Source organism: Arthrobacter sp. Alg241-R88 (assembly GCF_900537115.1).
GTDB lineage: Bacteria > Actinomycetota > Actinomycetes > Actinomycetales > Micrococcaceae > Arthrobacter.
On the sequence record NZ_UNRG01000007.1, the window covers coordinates 142641 to 158266 of the forward strand.

15 protein-coding genes are annotated in these 15626 nt (G+C 64.8%); 12 read left to right on the plus strand and 3 right to left on the minus strand.

Annotation, left to right across the window (positions count from 1 at the left end; genetic code table 11):
• Window positions 1-26 precede the first annotated feature (26 nt).
• On the plus strand, window positions 27-659 hold the full coding sequence (locus G6R19_RS15660) for a uracil-DNA glycosylase (RefSeq protein WP_163166590.1): 633 nt from the start codon (window positions 27-29) through the stop codon (window positions 657-659).
• A gap of 567 nt (window positions 660-1226) precedes the next feature.
• Entirely contained in the window at window positions 1227-2432 is a 1206-nt protein-coding gene (locus G6R19_RS15665; RefSeq protein ID WP_205484479.1) for an IS30 family transposase, read from the plus strand.
• A 142-nt stretch (window positions 2433-2574) separates the two neighbouring features.
• Here the strand turns inward: G6R19_RS15665 and phoU are convergent, their stop codons facing one another.
• Window positions 2575-3237: a phosphate signaling complex protein PhoU gene (phoU, locus tag G6R19_RS15670; RefSeq protein WP_163166592.1), complete on the minus strand. Its 663-nt coding sequence runs from the start codon at window positions 3235-3237 to the stop codon at window positions 2575-2577.
• A gap of 206 nt (window positions 3238-3443) precedes the next feature.
• Here phoU and G6R19_RS15675 point away from each other — a divergent pair, with 206 nt between their 5' ends.
• Both G6R19_RS15675 and G6R19_RS15680 read left to right on the plus strand, forming a co-directional pair.
• Complete coding sequence (locus G6R19_RS15675; protein WP_163166654.1) at window positions 3444-4685, plus strand: ATP-binding protein; 1242 nt, start codon at window positions 3444-3446, stop codon at window positions 4683-4685.
• Window positions 4682-5362: a response regulator transcription factor gene (locus G6R19_RS15680; protein ID WP_163166594.1), complete on the plus strand. Its 681-nt coding sequence runs from the start codon at window positions 4682-4684 to the stop codon at window positions 5360-5362. Before G6R19_RS15675 ends, G6R19_RS15680 begins: the two co-directional genes overlap by 4 nt.
• Window positions 5363-5450: 88 nt before the next feature.
• Here the strand turns inward: G6R19_RS15680 and G6R19_RS15685 are convergent, their stop codons facing one another.
• A complete protein-coding gene (locus G6R19_RS15685) occupies window positions 5451-5993 on the minus strand; it encodes a hypothetical protein (RefSeq protein WP_163166656.1) in 543 nt (180 codons plus the stop codon).
• 272 nt (window positions 5994-6265) lie between these two features.
• Between G6R19_RS15685 and G6R19_RS15690 the strand changes: the two genes are divergently transcribed.
• The 8 genes from G6R19_RS15690 (at window position 6266) to G6R19_RS15725 (ending at window position 13836) form a co-directional block, all read left to right on the plus strand.
• Window positions 6266-6748 carry a CarD family transcriptional regulator gene (locus tag G6R19_RS15690; RefSeq protein WP_011690592.1) on the plus strand — a complete coding sequence of 161 codons (483 nt, stop codon included), beginning with the start codon at window positions 6266-6268 and terminating at the stop codon, window positions 6746-6748.
• Window positions 6749-6845: 97 nt separating this feature from the next.
• Window positions 6846-7628: a 2-C-methyl-D-erythritol 4-phosphate cytidylyltransferase gene (ispD, locus tag G6R19_RS15695; RefSeq protein WP_163166595.1), complete on the plus strand. Its 783-nt coding sequence runs from the start codon at window positions 6846-6848 to the stop codon at window positions 7626-7628.
• A gap of 11 nt (window positions 7629-7639) precedes the next feature.
• Complete coding sequence (gene ispF / locus G6R19_RS15700) at window positions 7640-8146, plus strand: 2-C-methyl-D-erythritol 2,4-cyclodiphosphate synthase (protein ID WP_163166658.1); 507 nt, start codon at window positions 7640-7642, stop codon at window positions 8144-8146.
• A gap of 9 nt (window positions 8147-8155) precedes the next feature.
• Entirely contained in the window at window positions 8156-9622 is a 1467-nt protein-coding gene (gene cysS / locus G6R19_RS15705) for a cysteine--tRNA ligase (protein WP_163166597.1), read from the plus strand.
• Window positions 9623-9724: 102 nt separating this feature from the next.
• Entirely contained in the window at window positions 9725-10714 is a 990-nt protein-coding gene (rlmB, locus tag G6R19_RS15710; protein ID WP_163166599.1) for a 23S rRNA (guanosine(2251)-2'-O)-methyltransferase RlmB, read from the plus strand.
• 94 nt (window positions 10715-10808) lie between these two features.
• Complete coding sequence (gene glgX / locus G6R19_RS15715) at window positions 10809-12935, plus strand: glycogen debranching protein GlgX (protein ID WP_163166601.1); 2127 nt, start codon at window positions 10809-10811, stop codon at window positions 12933-12935.
• Between the two features lie 19 nt (window positions 12936-12954).
• The gene (locus G6R19_RS15720; protein WP_163166603.1) at window positions 12955-13473 is read left to right on the plus strand and encodes a ribonuclease domain-containing protein; all 519 of its coding nucleotides are present in this window, start codon (window positions 12955-12957) and stop codon (window positions 13471-13473) included.
• 6 nt (window positions 13474-13479) lie between these two features.
• Window positions 13480-13836, plus strand: a complete 357-nt coding sequence (locus G6R19_RS15725; protein ID WP_163166605.1) for a barstar family protein — start codon at window positions 13480-13482, stop codon at window positions 13834-13836.
• On the opposite strand, the gene G6R19_RS15730 is transcribed toward G6R19_RS15725, so the two are convergent.
• Window positions 13826-15613 (minus strand): thiamine pyrophosphate-requiring protein, encoded by a 1788-nt coding sequence (locus tag G6R19_RS15730; RefSeq protein ID WP_163166607.1) that lies wholly within the window; start codon window positions 15611-15613, stop codon window positions 13826-13828. The two genes, G6R19_RS15725 and G6R19_RS15730, sit on opposite strands and share 11 nt — an antisense overlap.
• Window positions 15614-15626 lie beyond the last annotated feature (13 nt).

The following is a 15626-nucleotide window of genomic DNA, read 5'->3' on the forward strand; positions in this document are numbered from 1 at the left end:
AATCCCCGCAGGAGACCCAGCACTACATGACAGCCCTGGCACCCGAATCTTTCCATGATCAGCTTCTGAACCGCCGCTACGAACCGAATGTTGCAGCCGTCAACGAACTGTGCGATTCCCTGCAGGGGGCCAAGCCCGGCACCATTGTGCCCTACGTGGACCCCATGCACGACGTCGACGAGTGCCGCATCATCAGCCTGTACTCGAACATCGGCGAGGCCGACCCGTCCGGTTTCATCACCGCCGGCGACCACGACGCCGCCACCCGGATGCTGGGGATCCAGTGGAAGCTGGGGCTGCGGCCGGAGTTCGTTATGCCGTGGAACGTCCACCCCTGGCACGTGGCCGGGGAGGCCAACGGGAAGTTCACGCCGGACCAGATTTCCGCGGGCCTGAAGCCGCTGCTGAAATTCCTGGCGCTGGTTCCGCGCGCCTCGGTGATCGTGGCACACGGCACGGAGGCCAACCGCCTGGCCAACCTGCTGCTGAAGACTGAGGTGCCCCTGCTCTGGCGCCGCGGACTGAAGACGTACAAGGTGCGCTCCCTCAGCGGCCGTGCGTTTGCCGGCTCGCCCGCCCGCCAGGAGGAGTACCTCGAGGACATGCGCGTGGCCTACGCCGACGCGATGGCCCGGACAGGCCTGCAGAAAGCCAGCTAATCCCCCAAACCTGTGAGTTTTTGTCCAGATATGCAGGCCAAAACAGCGTTTTGAGCTGCATATCTGGACAAAAACTCCTGCACGTACGACGGCGGCCGGTCACCTTTTCTTGAGTTCTAGCGGTCGTTGCAACACCCATAGATTTTGGGAGTTGCAACGACCGTGCCGTATTTAAGCGATGTTTCAGGGGAGTCCCGGAAGTACGCGAGATCGACTGTTCCGCAGAGGGAAGAGTTCTTCCGGGTTTTTGACCGACTTGGAAGTGCGACATTGGCCGCGGCAGAACTGGGTTTGAACCGGAACAGCTGCTATCAGTGGCTCCGCAAGGCTGGCCTCACTTCCGGGAACACCGCATCARCCCGGCCGGCAGCCAGAGCCAAGTACACGCCCGAACAGAAACGGGAGTTCTTGTCCGTTCTCGAGCGGGAAGGGAGYGTGACTGTTGCCGCAGCTGAGATCAGCCTGAATGTAAACACYGCGTTCCGCTGGGCACGCGAGGCGGGCATTTCCAGCCGACCGGTGAGTCATCGCAGGCGGGTGGAGTACCTACGCTTACGGGAACAAGGACTGAGCCGGCGCGATGCGGTCAAGGCCCTGGGCGTTCCCCGCAGCAGTGCACGGGAGTGGGAGCTTGGGGTGAGGAAATCCGGTGGTCGACGCATTTATCCAGCTGGACAGAGAATGCACTACAACCATGATGTGGATTCTTCGACACTTYCTGCCGTCCCCGACAAAAGGCAGCCGACCCGGCCTGTATCGATCTCGGTGCTTGAACGGCCCATTGACACGAGGTTTCTGTCTCTGCAGGAACGCGAAACCATCCGGGACCTGAACGCCGCTGGGGCCTCGCTGCGTTCAATCGCGGCGGTGTTGCAGCGATCGCCGTCGACCGTTAGCCGGGAAATCGCCCGTAACGGCCACCCGGGCGTTGGTTACCAGCCGTATGCGGCRCACCGTCAAGCTGCCTCACGCCGCGCCCGGCCCAARACCGCGAAACTCGCTGGTGAATCGGACCTGAGCAACTACGTGAAAGAGAAACTGCTCATACGCTGGTCTCCAGAGCAGATCAGCCACACGCTGGTCGAAGATTTCCCCGAACTGCCGGAGATGCGTGTGTGCCCAGAGACGATCTATCAAGCCCTCTACGTCCAGGCCCGAGGCGGACTCAAACGCGAAATTCAGGCGGCCCTGCGCACCGGCCGGACCCGCCGCAAACCCCATAACACCGGCGAACAGCGCATCTCCCGCTTTACGGACCCCATGGTCATGATCTCCGAACGACCGCCTGAGGTCGAGGACCGTGCCGTSCCCGGCCACTGGGAAGGCGACCTGATCACCGGGACACTAAACCAGTCCGCCATCGCAACCCTGGTTGAACGCACCACCCGGTACGTGATGCTCGTGCATCTGCCCGCAGACCACACCGCTGAAACCGTCCGCGACGGCCTCGTCCGGACCATCAGTACCCTTCCAGCACACCTGCGCGGCTCACTGACCTGGGACCAACGCGCCGAAATGGCCGGACACCGATCCTTCACCATGGCCACCGACATGCCCGTCTACTTCTGCGACCCCGCAAGCCCCTGGCAACGCGGCTCCAATGAGAACACCAACGGCCTATTACGCCAGTACTTCCCCAAAGGCACGGACCTGTCCGTCTACGGACCGGAAGATCTCGAACACGTCGCCCAGGAACTCAACGGCCGCCCACGCAAAACGCTCGGCTGGAAAACACCAGCCGAGCGCCTGCGCGATCTACTCTTGACTACTTAGCCACCAGCAGTGTTGCAACGACCCATGGAATCCGCCCTTGGTGACCCGGCCCGCCGTCGTTTGTTCCCCCAGAGTTTTTGTCCAGATACGCAGGCCTCCGGGCCCCGGAAGTCGGCGTATCTGGACAAAAACTCCCAGGAGGTTAGCTGTGCTCGTTGCCGTTCGGCTGCCAGGCACCGGTCACGAGGTAGGTGACCTTCTGCGCGACAGAGACGCCGTGGTCCGCAAAGCGTTCGAAGTAGCGGCTCGCCAGGGCCACATCCACGGTGGTTGCCGGCGACTCGGCCCATTCCGGGGCGGCAATGGCCTTGAAAACGCTGAGATGCAGATCGTTGATGGCGGTGTTCGCTTTCAGTATGTCCCGGGCGACCTCAAGATCGCGGGTTTCCAGCAGCGTGGTGAGCTTGTCGGCGATCTCCTGGTCCAGCTGCGCCATGCTCTTGAACGTTGCGGTCATGGACTCCGGAATAACATTGGCGGGAAAACGGAGGCGGGCCAGCTGGGCGATGTGCCTGGCAAGGTCTCCCATCCGCTCCAGTGAGGCGCTCATCCGCAGGGATCCCACGATCATCCGAAGGTCGCTGGCAACGGGGCCCTGCAGCGCCAGGATGTCGATGGCCCGTTCGTCCAAGCTGTTCTGCAGGAAGTCGATGCGCGCATCCGCAGCAATGACGTCCTGGGCGAGGTCCACGTCCGCCACCTCGAAGGATGTTGTGGCCTTGGCCATGGCTTCGCTGACCAACCGGGAGATCTCCACCAGCTGGTCACCGACCTGGGTAAGCTCTTCCTGAAAAACCTTACGCACTTAGGCGTCCTTTCCTTGGAACTCCATTCCGCCCGCTCCAGGGCAGCAGGAATTCGTGTCGCCGTTCGGCAGTCCAACTCGTTACTCTGCCAGTATCCGGTAAACGGTTAAGTCCTTGAAGATGAACGTTAGTTGAACCGTCGGTGCAGCAGTCCCGGACGCGCCGACGGCCACCTCCCAGCGCATAAGGTGGAGCTGTGGATCCTATGCTCATCGGTCTGGTCGCCGGCCTCATCGGCCTGGCGCTCGGCACCTTCGGCGTGCTGGCCTACAGGGTCAGCGAAAAGCAGCGGCACCTGCTGGACGTCGACGCCGATGACATTGCGCTGCCGGCCGGCGCCGCCGAGGTGCTGGCCGTCGTCGGACGGGCCTTTGTGGTGGTGGACGCTGTCGACGGCGTGGTCCGGGCCAGCCCCGCCGCCTACGCCTACGGGCTGGTGCGCGGGCACACCGTCGTCCACAAGGAACTGCTGGACATGACAGCAGGTGTCCGGCGGGACGGCGTCATCCTGGAAAAGCAGCTGGAGCTGCCGCGCGGCCCGCTGGGGCAGGGAACGATCATTGTCCAGGTGCGGGCTGCCATGCTTGGGGAGGAATACATCCTCCTGCTCGCGGACGACCGCACCGAGATCACACGCACCGAAGAGATCCGCAACGACTTCGTCGCCAACGTCTCCCACGAACTCAAAACCCCCGTCGGCGCGATTTCACTGCTCGCCGAGGCCCTGGAGTCCTCAGCCGACGACGAAGAGGCAGTGCGCCGCTTCGCCAAGCGCATGCATAAGGAATCAGGCCGCCTGGCCGCACTGGTGCAGGACATCATCGAGCTCTCCCGGCTGCAGGGTGCAAGTGTCGCCCAGGAAGGCAGCCCGGTGGACGTCAACGCCGTCATTGCCGAGGCGGTGGACCGGTCCCAACTTCCGGCCGAGAGCAAGAACATCCGGATAGTTGTGGGGGGCCGGACGGAGGGCAAGGTCTTTGGTGACCAGGACCTCCTGGTCACCGCACTGCGCAATCTGATCGACAACGCCATCCGCTACTCGCCGGGCAACACCAGGGTGGGCATCGGCGTCCGCTCGCGGGATGGCCTGGTCTCAATCTCGGTGACGGACCAGGGCGAGGGGCTCAACCCGGAGGACCAGGAGCGCGTCTTCGAGCGTTTCTACCGTGTGGACTCGGCCAGGTCCCGCCATACCGGCGGCACCGGCCTCGGACTGAGCATCGTCAAACATGTCGCCTCCAACCATGGCGGGGAAGTGACCCTCTGGTCCCAGCCGGGCCAAGGGTCCACCTTCACGCTCCGCCTCCCGGAAATGGAAGGACAGGACGGCGAGGACGAGGTTCCGCCCGTCGCCGCCCCCGGATTGGCCGGCCAGGCGCACCGAAAGCCAACTGCCACCCAAGTACCCCGCGCCGCAGGCGCAAAAGAACGAGGAGCTAACGCTTGAGCAGGATTTTGATTGTGGAGGACGAGGAATCGTTCAGCGATCCCTTGTCCTATTTGCTGGGCAAGGAAGGGTTCGAGGTGGAGGTTGTGGACAACGGCCTGGACGCCATCACCGAATTCGACCGGAACGGGGCGGATCTGGTGCTGCTGGACCTCCAGCTTCCCGGGCTCTCCGGCACCGAGGTATGCCGGCAGCTGCGCCAGCGCTCCAGCGTACCGGTGATCATGTTGACGGCCAAGGACTCCGAAATCGACAAAGTGGTGGGCTTGGAACTCGGCGCCGACGACTATGTCACCAAGCCCTACTCGTCCCGCGAACTGGTGGCCAGGGTCAGGGCTGTCCTGCGCCGCCAGGGTGAACCGGAGGAGCTGATCTCCTCCACCGTCCAGGCCGGGCCCGTCCGCATGGACATCGAACGCCACGTGGTCAGCGTGCAAGGCGAACAGGTACTGCTCCCCTTGAAGGAGTTCGAACTCCTGGAGATGCTCCTGCGCAACTCGGGCCGGGTGCTGACGCGGGGCCAGCTCATTGACCGGGTCTGGGGATCGGACTACGTGGGCGACACCAAAACACTCGATGTCCATGTCAAGCGGCTGCGCGGGAAGATCGAACCTGATCCTTCGGCACCGCGGTTCCTGGTGACCGTGCGGGGCCTCGGCTACAAGTTCGAGCCGTAGGCGGAACTGAGCCAAAACGGCATAACAAAAGGGAGGAGCCGCTTGGCCCCTCCCTTTTGTTATGCCGAAGCTTCTTCGGGCCTGCGGCTTAGTGGCCGCTGCCTCCACCGAGTTCGGAAGCCGTCGGTGAGGGGGTTGCCGACGGCGACGGGGTGCTGCCCGCAGGCAGGTATTCCTTGTACTCGGGCAGCGTGGCGTCCAGCACCGGAACCTTCACGGTGTTGCTCACGTTGGTGCCGTTTTCGCTGATCTTGACGTCAACCAGGGATCCGGGGATTCCACCGGTGGTGCTCAGGATGGCTTCATCCGTGGTCTCGTTCAGCAGGGTGTAGTCGTTGGCCTTGACGGGCACTTCGGTCTGTGAGCCTTCGGCGCCGTTCAGCTTAAGCGTCACGTCCTGGGAGGACGAGTTGTAGACCGCGCCGATGACGCGGCCGGGCTGGTCTTCCCCGTTCGAGACGATGAGGATGTTGCGCAACTGCAGCGGGCCGAGGTCGGTGATGATGCCGTCTGACGCCTGGTACTGCTCGCTCGTCTGCTGGGAATTGGTGTACCCGCAGCCTGACGTCAGCAGTCCGACGCCGAGGGCGGCAGCCGCCAGTGCCACTTTGGCGCGCTGGGCCCGGTTCATCGCAGTGAAACGCACGTCACGTACTCCTCGAGGGTTTTGAAAGATTATTCAGCCATAGCCTATCCGCAAACGCCGTCAAACGAGGATTCGCCGCCGTCATATCCTCCCTTGGCAGGGCCCGCGCGATGCACTAATATCCGCGTTCGTCAAGGGGTCAAAGGGGGTCGATTGTGCCGTTTTTCCGCGTATTTTCGCGGTTCGGGGCCCTTTTGCCGGCCGGTCATATGCCTGAATCGTGATAAACTGGTCTGCGGGAAAGGGGAAATGTCCACATGGTATTTGAGGTCGGCGAGACAGTAGTTTACCCTCACCACGGTGCTGCGAAGATTGAAGAAATCAAGATGCGCACCATCAAGGGCGAAGAGAAGATGTATCTCAAGCTCAAGGTGGCTCAGGGTGATCTGACCATTGAAGTTCCAGCAGAAAATGTAGATCTTGTTGGCGTTCGGGACGTAGTGGGCAAGGAAGGTTTGGAGCACGTGTTCGATGTGCTTCGTGCCGAGTTCACCGAAGAACCCACCAACTGGTCACGCAGGTACAAGGCAAATCTGGAGAAGCTTGCTTCCGGTGACGTCATCAAGGTGGCAGAGGTCGTCCGTGACCTGTGGCGCCGCGATCACGATCGGGGCCTTTCCGCAGGCGAAAAGCGTATGCTGGCCAAAGCCCGGCAGATTCTGATTTCAGAACTGGCCCTGGCTGAAAAGACCGACGAGGAGAAGGCTGCAAGCGTTCTCGACGAGGTTTTGGCTTCCTAAGAATTGAACCCCGGTGGCACCCAAGTGCCGCCGGGGCTTCTTTTTGCCCGGATTCAGGTCCCGGCGGGGCCAGCTGCGGGGACGTAGGCTAGTCCGCATGAGTGAAACTCCCACGCGCCCCGTCACCGCCGTGATCCTGGTGGCTGCCGGCTCAGGGCAACGGCTGGGCTACGGCATGCCCAAAGCAGCAGTGCCGCTCGGCGGCGAACCCATCCTGATGCACGCCCTCCGGGGCATCGTCGCATCCGGGGTCAGCAGCCAGGTGTGTATCGCACTGCCGGCCGGCGACACCGGCCTGCGCCAACTGTGCGAGGACTTCCAGGAGGAACTGGCCGACGGCGGCCCCCTCCTTTCCATTGTCGACGGCGGCGCCACCCGCGCCGATTCCGTCCGGGCAGGCATGGCTGCCCTCATGGACGGGATCGAGGCCGTGCTGGTGCACGATGCCGCCCGGGCCCTGACCCCTGAATCGGTCTTCCACCGGGTAGTGAACGCGCTGGCCGCCGGAGCCGCGGCCGTTATCCCCACCGTCGCCGTGGTGGACACGGTCAAGACCGTGGCTGCGACTACGGGCGAGGACAGCGCGCTGGCGCCGGAGGTTGTGACCGGAACCGCGCCGCGCGAAGACCTGCGTGCCGTCCAGACGCCGCAAGGCTTCCAGCTCAGCACCCTCCTGAAGGCCCATGAAGCGGCAGGGACCCTGAACCAGCAGCAGGCCGCTGCCGTAACTGATGACGCGATGCTTGTAGAGATGCTCGGCACCCCGGTCCACGCCGTCCGGGGCTCCAGCCAGTCATTGAAGATCACCACTCCGTTGGATCTGATCCTCGCCGAGGGACTTTTGGAAGGGCCCTTGGGGGCCCGCTGGGTGGAGGGCTGACCGTGGCTGGCATGAATGTGGTCCTGCCCCGCACCGGCATCGGCATCGATGTGCATGCGTACGCCGCGGAGGACGCGCCCCGCCCGCTGTGGCTCGGCGGGCTCCTGTGGGAAGGGGAGCGCGGCCTCGCCGGGCACTCGGACGGTGACCCGGTTGCCCACGCAGCGGCGGACGCCCTTTTCTCGGCCGCCGGAATTGGCGACCTTGGCACCCACTTCGGGACCAGCCGTCCTGAGTTCGCCGGCGCATCCGGGGTTACCCTCCTCGCGGAAGCAGCGAGGATCGTTCGGGCGGCCGGCTTCGAAATCGGCAACGTTGCAGTGCAGTTTGTCGCCAACCGGCCCAAATTCGGTCCCCGCCGTGAAGAATCGCAGCAGGTTCTCAGCGCAGCGGCCGGGGCGCCCATCAGCGTTACGGCAACCACCAGCGACGGCTTGGGGTTCGCGGGGCGTGGAGAGGGTATCTCCGCGGTGGCCACTGCCTTGGTATATCCGAAGCCCTCTGCCGCCATCGGCTAATCTGGAGCGGTGACCCTGCGCTTCTATGACACTGCCTCCGCCGAAGTCCGGAACTTCGTCCCCCTCGTTGAGGGCAAGGCCAGCCTCTATTACTGCGGGGCTACGGTGCAGGGCATGCCCCATGTTGGCCACATCCGCTCAGCCATCGCTTTCGACCAGCTCACCCGCTGGCTGACCTACCGGGGCTTCCGGGTGACCGTGGTCAGGAACGTCACCGACATCGATGACAAAATCCTTGCCAAGTCGGAAGCATCCTTCGCGCCGGAGTTCGCGCCGGAGCCCGGCGAAGTGGCCCAGGAGGAGTGGTGGGCCCTCGCATACCGCTACGAACAGGAATTCCTGAAGGCGTACGACGCCCTCGGCGTCTCCCGGCCCACTTACGAACCCCGCGCCACCGGGCACATTCCGGAAATGCATGCCCTGATCCAGCAACTGATCGACCGCGGGCACGCCTACGCCGCACTCGACGAGTCCGGCGACGTGTACTTTGACGTCCGTTCCTGGAGTAAATACGGTTCCCTGACGCGGCAAAACATCGATGACATGCAGGCAGCCCCCGACGCCGACCCGCGCGGGAAGAAGGACCCCCGCGACTTCGCGCTGTGGAAGGGCTCCAAGGACGGTGAACCGGCAACTGCGAGCTGGGCTTCCCCCTGGGGCGCCGGCCGCCCGGGCTGGCACCTGGAATGCTCCGCCATGGTCACCAAGTACCTGGGAACCGAATTTGATATCCACGGTGGAGGCCTGGACCTGAGGTTCCCGCACCATGAAAACGAGCTGGCACAGTCCCAGGCCGCCGGCCACCCGTTCGCCAGCTTCTGGATGCACAACGGCATGGTGACGTACCAGGGCGAGAAGATGTCCAAGTCCATCGGGAACACCATCAGCCCGGCCGAGATGCTGGAACTGGCTCCGCCCCGGGTGGTCCGCTACTACCTCGGCCAGGCGCATTACCGCTCCATCCTGGACTACCGGCCCACGTCGCTGCAGGAGGCCGCCGCCGCCGTCGAACGCATTGACGGTTTCCTCGCCAAGGCCTCAGCCCGGTTCGGCGGGGACTTCGGCTTTGAGACCGGCAGCTTCGGCTCATCGGGCGATGCTGTCCGCGCTTTTTCTGAAGCCATGGATGACGACCTCAACGTCCCGCGTGCGCTGGCGGCGCTCCACGAGACGGTGCGGGCCGGGAACACAGCCCTCGCCGAGGGGGATGACGACGCCGGCCGTCACGCGCTGAGCGCAGTCATGGTGATGACCGAGGTGCTTGGCCTCAATGCCGTCGCAGGCACCGATGCGGGCGGCAGCAAGGAAGCGACCGCCCTCGACGTCCTGGTCCAGGCGCAGCTGGATGCCCGGGCCGCGGCGCGGGCCGAAAAAAACTGGGCCGCCTCCGATGCCATCCGGGACACCCTGGCCGCCGCCGGCGTCGTCGTCGAGGACGGTCCGGACGGCGCCACCTGGAGCCTGAAGCGGGACTGAGGGGGTAATCACCCTTAGGCTATCCCGCCGGGGTCAGGCGATTTTACTTGGTTCAGTAGACTGGTAGGCAGACTCAGTCAACACAATCAAGGGTGGAACACAATGGCCAACAATGGTCGCCGATCGGTTAAAGCGAAGAAGGGCCCAACCATCGGAACCGGTGGTCATGGCCGCAAGGCCCTCGAAGGCAAGGGACCCACGCCCAAGGCGGAGGACCGTCCCTACCACAAGGCGCACAAGTCCAAGCAGCTCGCAGAGCGCTCTGCCGCCAAGCGCGGTACGGGCGCGCGAAGCGCCGGCGCCGCCAAATCCGGGCCCAAGGGACGGGCCACCGAGGAAGTGGTCACCGGCCGGAACTCCGTGGTTGAAGCGCTCCGGGCCGGCATCCCCGCCAAAGCCCTGCACATCGCTATCCGCATCGAAATGGATGACCGGGTCAAGGAATCCCTGAAGCTCGCCGCCGAACGGGGCATCCCGCTGCTGGAGACCGGCAAGCCCGAACTGGACCGGATGACGGATGACGCCATCCACCAGGGCCTGGTCCTGCAGATCCCGCCCTACGAGTACCAGGACGCCTACGAACTCGCCGAGGAGACGGTGGAGAAGTGGAAAAAGGGCCACGTCCCCAACGCGCCCCTCTTCGTTGCCCTCGATGGCATCACCGACCCCCGGAACCTCGGCGCCATCATCCGGTCCGTGTCCGCCTTCAGCGGCCACGGCGTGATCGTGCCCGAACGCCGCTCTGTGGGCGTTACCGCCTCCGCCTGGAAAACCAGCGCCGGGGCAGCAGTCCGGGTACCGGTGGCGCGTGCGTCCAACCTCAACAGTGCACTGAAGCAGTTCAAGAACATGGGCATCTTTGTCCTGGGCCTCGATGGCGACGGCGATGTTTCGCTTCCCGACCTCACCCTCGCCAGGGAGCCCGTCTGCATCGTGGTGGGCTCGGAAGGCAAGGGCCTGAGCCGCCTGGTCCGGGAGAACTGCGACCAGATCGTTTCGATTCCCATCGACTCGGCAATGGAATCCCTGAACGCCTCCATGGCAGTGGGCATCTCGCTGTACGAGGTATCCCGCCAGCGCGCCGCAAAGTAACCGCGGCGTATCAAGACCCGTTGTCCCGGCCTGCCTATGCGCCTTTATGACGCATAGGCAGGCGATGTGCCCTTGGCGGCTAATATTTTAGGTGATGGTCATGCCGCTCTTCGACACCGCTTCCACCACGGACGCCTCAACGGCTCTTCCACTCGGTGTGACTGTCCCGCGCGCGGATTTGGCCGTGTCCGGTCCAGCCGCAAACGGCACCCGGCCGGGTGCCAGGGCCAACGTGGCCTGCTACGCCCCCGGCGTGCGGAACCTGGAAATCGTCTACATAGCCCCTGGCGGAGACTGGCGGGTACAGGCGCTGCCCAACGTAAGCCACGGCGTCCACCACGGGATTGTGGACAACCTGCCTTACGGCTCGCGCTACGGGTTCCGTGCAGCATCCGCCGAACAGTCCCTGCCGCTTGCGGTGCCCACACAGGACGTTGACGACGACGGCGGGCAGCCGCTGCTGCTGGACCCCTACGGGCGCGCAGTGGACCAGCGCGACGGCTTCCTGACCAGCGTCCGGATGGCCAGCGACTTTGACTGGGCATCGGACGGGAGGCTCCGCCTGGAATGGCGCGACACCATCATTTACGAGGCCCACGTCCGTGGCCAGAGCATGCTCCACCCGGACGTGCCCGCGGAACTCCGCGGCACGTACGCCGGCCTGGCGCACCCGGCCATTGTTGAACACCTCAAGAGCCTCGGAATCACGGCTGTTCAGCTGCTGCCCGTCCACTTCCACCTGGATGAACCGCACCTGCAGGACCTGGGACTGACCAACTACTGGGGATACAACACGGCAGCTTTTTTCGCCCCCCACCCCGGCTACGCCACGAAGGCGGCCCAGCAGGCGGGCCCCCAGGCCGTCCAGGACGAGTTCAAGGGAATGGTCAAGACGCTTCATGCCGCCGGCCTTGAAGTCATCCTGGACGTCGTCTACAACCACACCGCTGAAGGCGGTCCCGACGGGCAGACCCTGAGCTTCCGCGGGCTGGGGGAGGACACGTACTACCGGACTGACGGGAACGGCAAGTATGAGGACACCACGGGCTGCGGCAACAGCCTGAACTTTGCCGAACCACGGGTGGTCCAGCTGGTGGTGGACTCACTGCGCCACTGGGTGGACGAGTTCCACATTGACGGCTTCCGGTTCGACCTTGCCGTGACGCTCTGCCGGAACGCGGCCAATGAATTCGATCCCCGGCACCCGTTCCTCGTTGCCATTGCGGCGGATCCCGTCCTGTCCGACGTGAAATTGATCGCCGAACCCTGGGATGTGGGCTACGGCGGCTGGCAGACCGGACGGTTTCCGGCCGGCTGGGCGGACTGGAACGACCACTTCCGGGATGCCGTGCGCTCGTTCTGGCTGGCGGACCGTGCTGCGCTCGAATCCGGCGGGCAGGGCGGATCGGTGGCCAAGCTCGCGGACGTCATGTCCGGTTCCGCAGCCCTCTTTGCGGCTTCCGGCCGCTCCCGGCTGGCCTCGGTCAATTACGTCACCGCCCATGACGGCTTCACCCTGAACGACGTCGTCTCCTACGACCGGAAACACAACGAGGCCAACGGTGAGCAGAACCGGGACGGCCACGGCGACAACCGCAGCTACAACCACGGCTTCGAAGGCCCCACCGAGGACGGCGTCATCCTGGCCAGGCGCGCCCAGTCCCGCCGTAACCTCATGGCCACGCTGTTGATCTCCATCGGCGTGCCCATGATCACGGCCGGAGACGAACTGGCGCGGACCCAGCAGGGCAACAACAACGCGTACTGCCAGGACAACGCCATCGCGTGGCTGGACTGGACCAGGACGCCGGAGTCCCACGAAATGCTCCGCAGCACCAAGCGGTACATCCGCCTGCGCAAGGAGTTCCTGGCCGCACAGCCCCATGACTTCCCGGTCCGGGATGAGCAGTCCTACCTGTACTGGTTCGACCACGCCGGGCAGCCCATGTCCATGGAACGCTGGAACGATCCCCGGCATCGCGTCATGCAGCTCCTGCTGGGGTCCGACGACGGCACACTGGCCGGCCTGGTGGTGGTGAACGGCAGCAATTCCGACGTGCAGATCACGTTGCCCCGCATTACCGCCAAGGGCACCCCGCAAACGATGTTCGAGCTGCGGCTGACCACCTCCCCGCTGCACGAGCTGCGGCAGGGCACCAGGGTGGCCCCGGGGGAGAAGGACCTCCTGGAGGCAAACTCCATCAATATCTACCGCAGCTGATGCACCGGGACACAACGTAATGCGCAACCGCAATGTGCTTCCCCTGCTGCTGACTGTCCTCGTGGTGCTCGGGCTGCTCTTGTTCGGCGGCACGGGGATCCTGGGCCAATTGACGGACAGGACGACGCCGGAGGGCGGGGTCAGTGCCACACCGGGTCCGGGTGCCGCCACAGGTCCCGCTGCCCAGGGTTCCCCCTTTGCAGGGTCCGGGACAGATGCCGCCCCCCAGCCCCAGGCGCAGGTCAACCCGTCTGGCCTGCCGGAGGTGCGGGAGTCTGCGTTGCCGCCCGAAGGCCGCCGGACGCTCGCCCTCATCCGCGCCGGGGGACCTTATAGTTACCGGCAGGACGACCAGACCTTCGGGAACTTCGAGCGGATCCTGCCACGGCGGGACAGGGGTTACTACCGTGAATACACGGTGCCAACACCGGGGGAATCAGACCGGGGAGCGCGGCGCATCGTGGCAGGCGACGGCGGCGAGAAGTACTACACAGATGATCACTACGAGACGTTTCGATTCATAGCAGAAGGCAGCTAGGCAACCATGAAGATCTACTCCGGCGAGACCTGGACCCTGGAAGAACTGCAGGAGCAGGTGGCTGACGCCGGACGCCGCAGCCTGGTGGTTCCCGCGGCCGACAGCAAGAAGGCAGTCCTGGAAACCTTTGGCGAGGTCCTCAACTTTCCGGAGCACTACGGCGTGAACCTGGACGCCCTGAACGATTCCCTTCATGACTTCGCGGACAGCATCACGGACAACGGCAACCCGCCCGTCACGGTGCTGTGGCAGGTGGCGGCGCCTTTCCGCAGTGACCGGTCCTTCGGGGTCATCTGCGAAATCCTCCAGGACGCCGAGCGCTACGCCGGCAAGGACCTCGCCGTTACCGCCGTCATGCTTTAGGGCGTTCTTCCTGCCCGGCGTAGGTCTCCAGGAGGTCCAGGGCCCGGCCGCCGCCTTCCTCCTCCGCAAGGGCCTTGCGCATGCTGTCTGCCTTCTCACGGCCTCCCGGGAAGGGCGGCAGGAGGGGAACCTCGGGGTCGGTCAGTACTTCGATCACCACAGGCCGGTCGGCCGCGAACGCCCGCTCCCAGGCATCGCCCAGAAGCTCGGGATCGTCCACGCGGATGCCCGTAAGGCCCAGCAACTCGGCGTAACCCGCGAACGGGAAGTCCGGGAGTTCCTGGCTGTCCCGGAACCGCGGCTCGCCCTCTGACTCGCGCTGTTCCCACGTAACTTCGGTGAGCTCCCGGTTGTTGAACACACAGACGACAAACCGGGGGTCCTGCCATTGCCGCCAGCGGTGGGCTACCGTCACCAGTTCGGCAATCCCCGCCATCTGCATGGCGCCGTCCCCGGACAGTGCCACCAGCGGCCGGTCGGGACGGGCAAGCTTGGCGGCAATGCCGTAGGGGATGGAGCAGCCCATGCTTGCCAGCGTGCCTGAGAGGTGGGCCGGGACGTCCGGCGGAAGTATGAGCTGGCGGGCGTACCAGTAAACGCAACTGCCGACGTCGATACTCACCTGGGCGTTGGCCGGAAGCCTGCCATTGAGCTCCCGCACCACCCTTTCCGGGTTGACGGGGCTGGCAGGTACTGCGGCGCGCTCTTCGGCCAGTGCCCGCCAGCGCGTGACTTCCTGTTCGACGTCGGCCCGCCACTGCCCGCGCGGCCGCTGCTCGAGCCGGGAACCAAGGGCCTTGAGGGCCGTTGCCGCATCGCCGGCCAGCCCAACCTCCACGGGGTAGCGGTTGCCGATCTTCCGCTCGTCGATGTCAATCTGCACCGCCCGTGCCGCACCGGGCGGTGGATAAAACTCTGTCCAGGGATCGTTCGAGCCAACGATGAGCAGCGCATCGCAGTTGCCCAGCAGGTGGGCGCTGGCGGTGGTGCCCAAATGCCCCATGGTGCCCACTGCGAAAGGCAGGGTTTCGTCCATGTAGGGCTTCCCCAGGAGGCTGGTGGCAATGCCGGCACCCAGTTGTTCAGCAACGGCCACCACCTCCGCGGCGGCATGCCGGGCGCCCTGGCCTACCAGAAGCGCCACCCTCTGCGCGTTGTTGAGGAGCGCGGCCGCGGCGTCCAGGTCTTCCCCACGCGGGGACTTCGCGGACGTGCTCCAGGACGGCGCGGTGACCACAACACCGTGTTCCTGTTCCAGCTGGGGTGCGGGCGCGGACTGGATGTCGTGCGGCAGGATCACCACGCACGGCGAGGAGGTGGCCTTCGCCGTGCGGAAGGCGCGGTCCAGGACCATGGGAAGCTGCTCGGGTGCGTTGACCTGCTGCACGAACTGGGCTGCAACGTCCTTGAACAGGACGGTCAGTTCGATCTCCTGCATGTAGGCAGAGCCCAGCACCGTGCGGCTTTGCTGGCCCACGATCGCCACCACCGGCACGCCGTCGAGCTTGGCGTCGTACAGGCCGTTGAGGAGATGGACCGCGCCCGGCCCCTGCGTGGACGTCACCACTCCCACGCCGCCGGTGTACTTCGCGTGCCCCACGGCCATAAAGGCCGCGGTCTCCTCGTGCCGTGCCTGCACGAATTCAACCCGGCCCTCCGCCCGGCGGAGGGCTCCCATAAACCCGTTGATCCCGTCCCCGCTGTACCCGAACACACGGTTGACGCCCCACGTTGTGAGCCGTTCCACGATCAGGTCTGCCACGGTGCGGTCGTTCATGGGGTCCTCCTGC

Coding starts and splice junctions, on each gene's coding strand:
- G6R19_RS15725 (WP_163166605.1), top strand. CDS start 13,480: ATGAAGATCTACTCCGGCGAGACCTGGACCCTGGAAGAACTGCAGGAG.
- glgX (WP_163166601.1), top strand. CDS start 10,809: ATGGTCATGCCGCTCTTCGACACCGCTTCCACCACGGACGCCTCAACG.
- G6R19_RS15730 (WP_163166607.1), bottom strand. CDS start 15,613: ATGAACGACCGCACCGTGGCAGACCTGATCGTGGAACGGCTCACAACG.
- G6R19_RS15660 (WP_163166590.1), top strand. CDS start 27: ATGACAGCCCTGGCACCCGAATCTTTCCATGATCAGCTTCTGAACCGC.
- G6R19_RS15685 (WP_163166656.1), bottom strand. CDS start 5,993: ATGAACCGGGCCCAGCGCGCCAAAGTGGCACTGGCGGCTGCCGCCCTC.
- G6R19_RS15720 (WP_163166603.1), top strand. CDS start 12,955: ATGCGCAACCGCAATGTGCTTCCCCTGCTGCTGACTGTCCTCGTGGTG.
- G6R19_RS15690 (WP_011690592.1), top strand. CDS start 6,266: ATGGTATTTGAGGTCGGCGAGACAGTAGTTTACCCTCACCACGGTGCT.
- rlmB (WP_163166599.1), top strand. CDS start 9,725: ATGGCCAACAATGGTCGCCGATCGGTTAAAGCGAAGAAGGGCCCAACC.
- ispF (WP_163166658.1), top strand. CDS start 7,640: ATGAATGTGGTCCTGCCCCGCACCGGCATCGGCATCGATGTGCATGCG.
- G6R19_RS15675 (WP_163166654.1), top strand. CDS start 3,444: ATGCTCATCGGTCTGGTCGCCGGCCTCATCGGCCTGGCGCTCGGCACC.
- ispD (WP_163166595.1), top strand. CDS start 6,846: ATGAGTGAAACTCCCACGCGCCCCGTCACCGCCGTGATCCTGGTGGCT.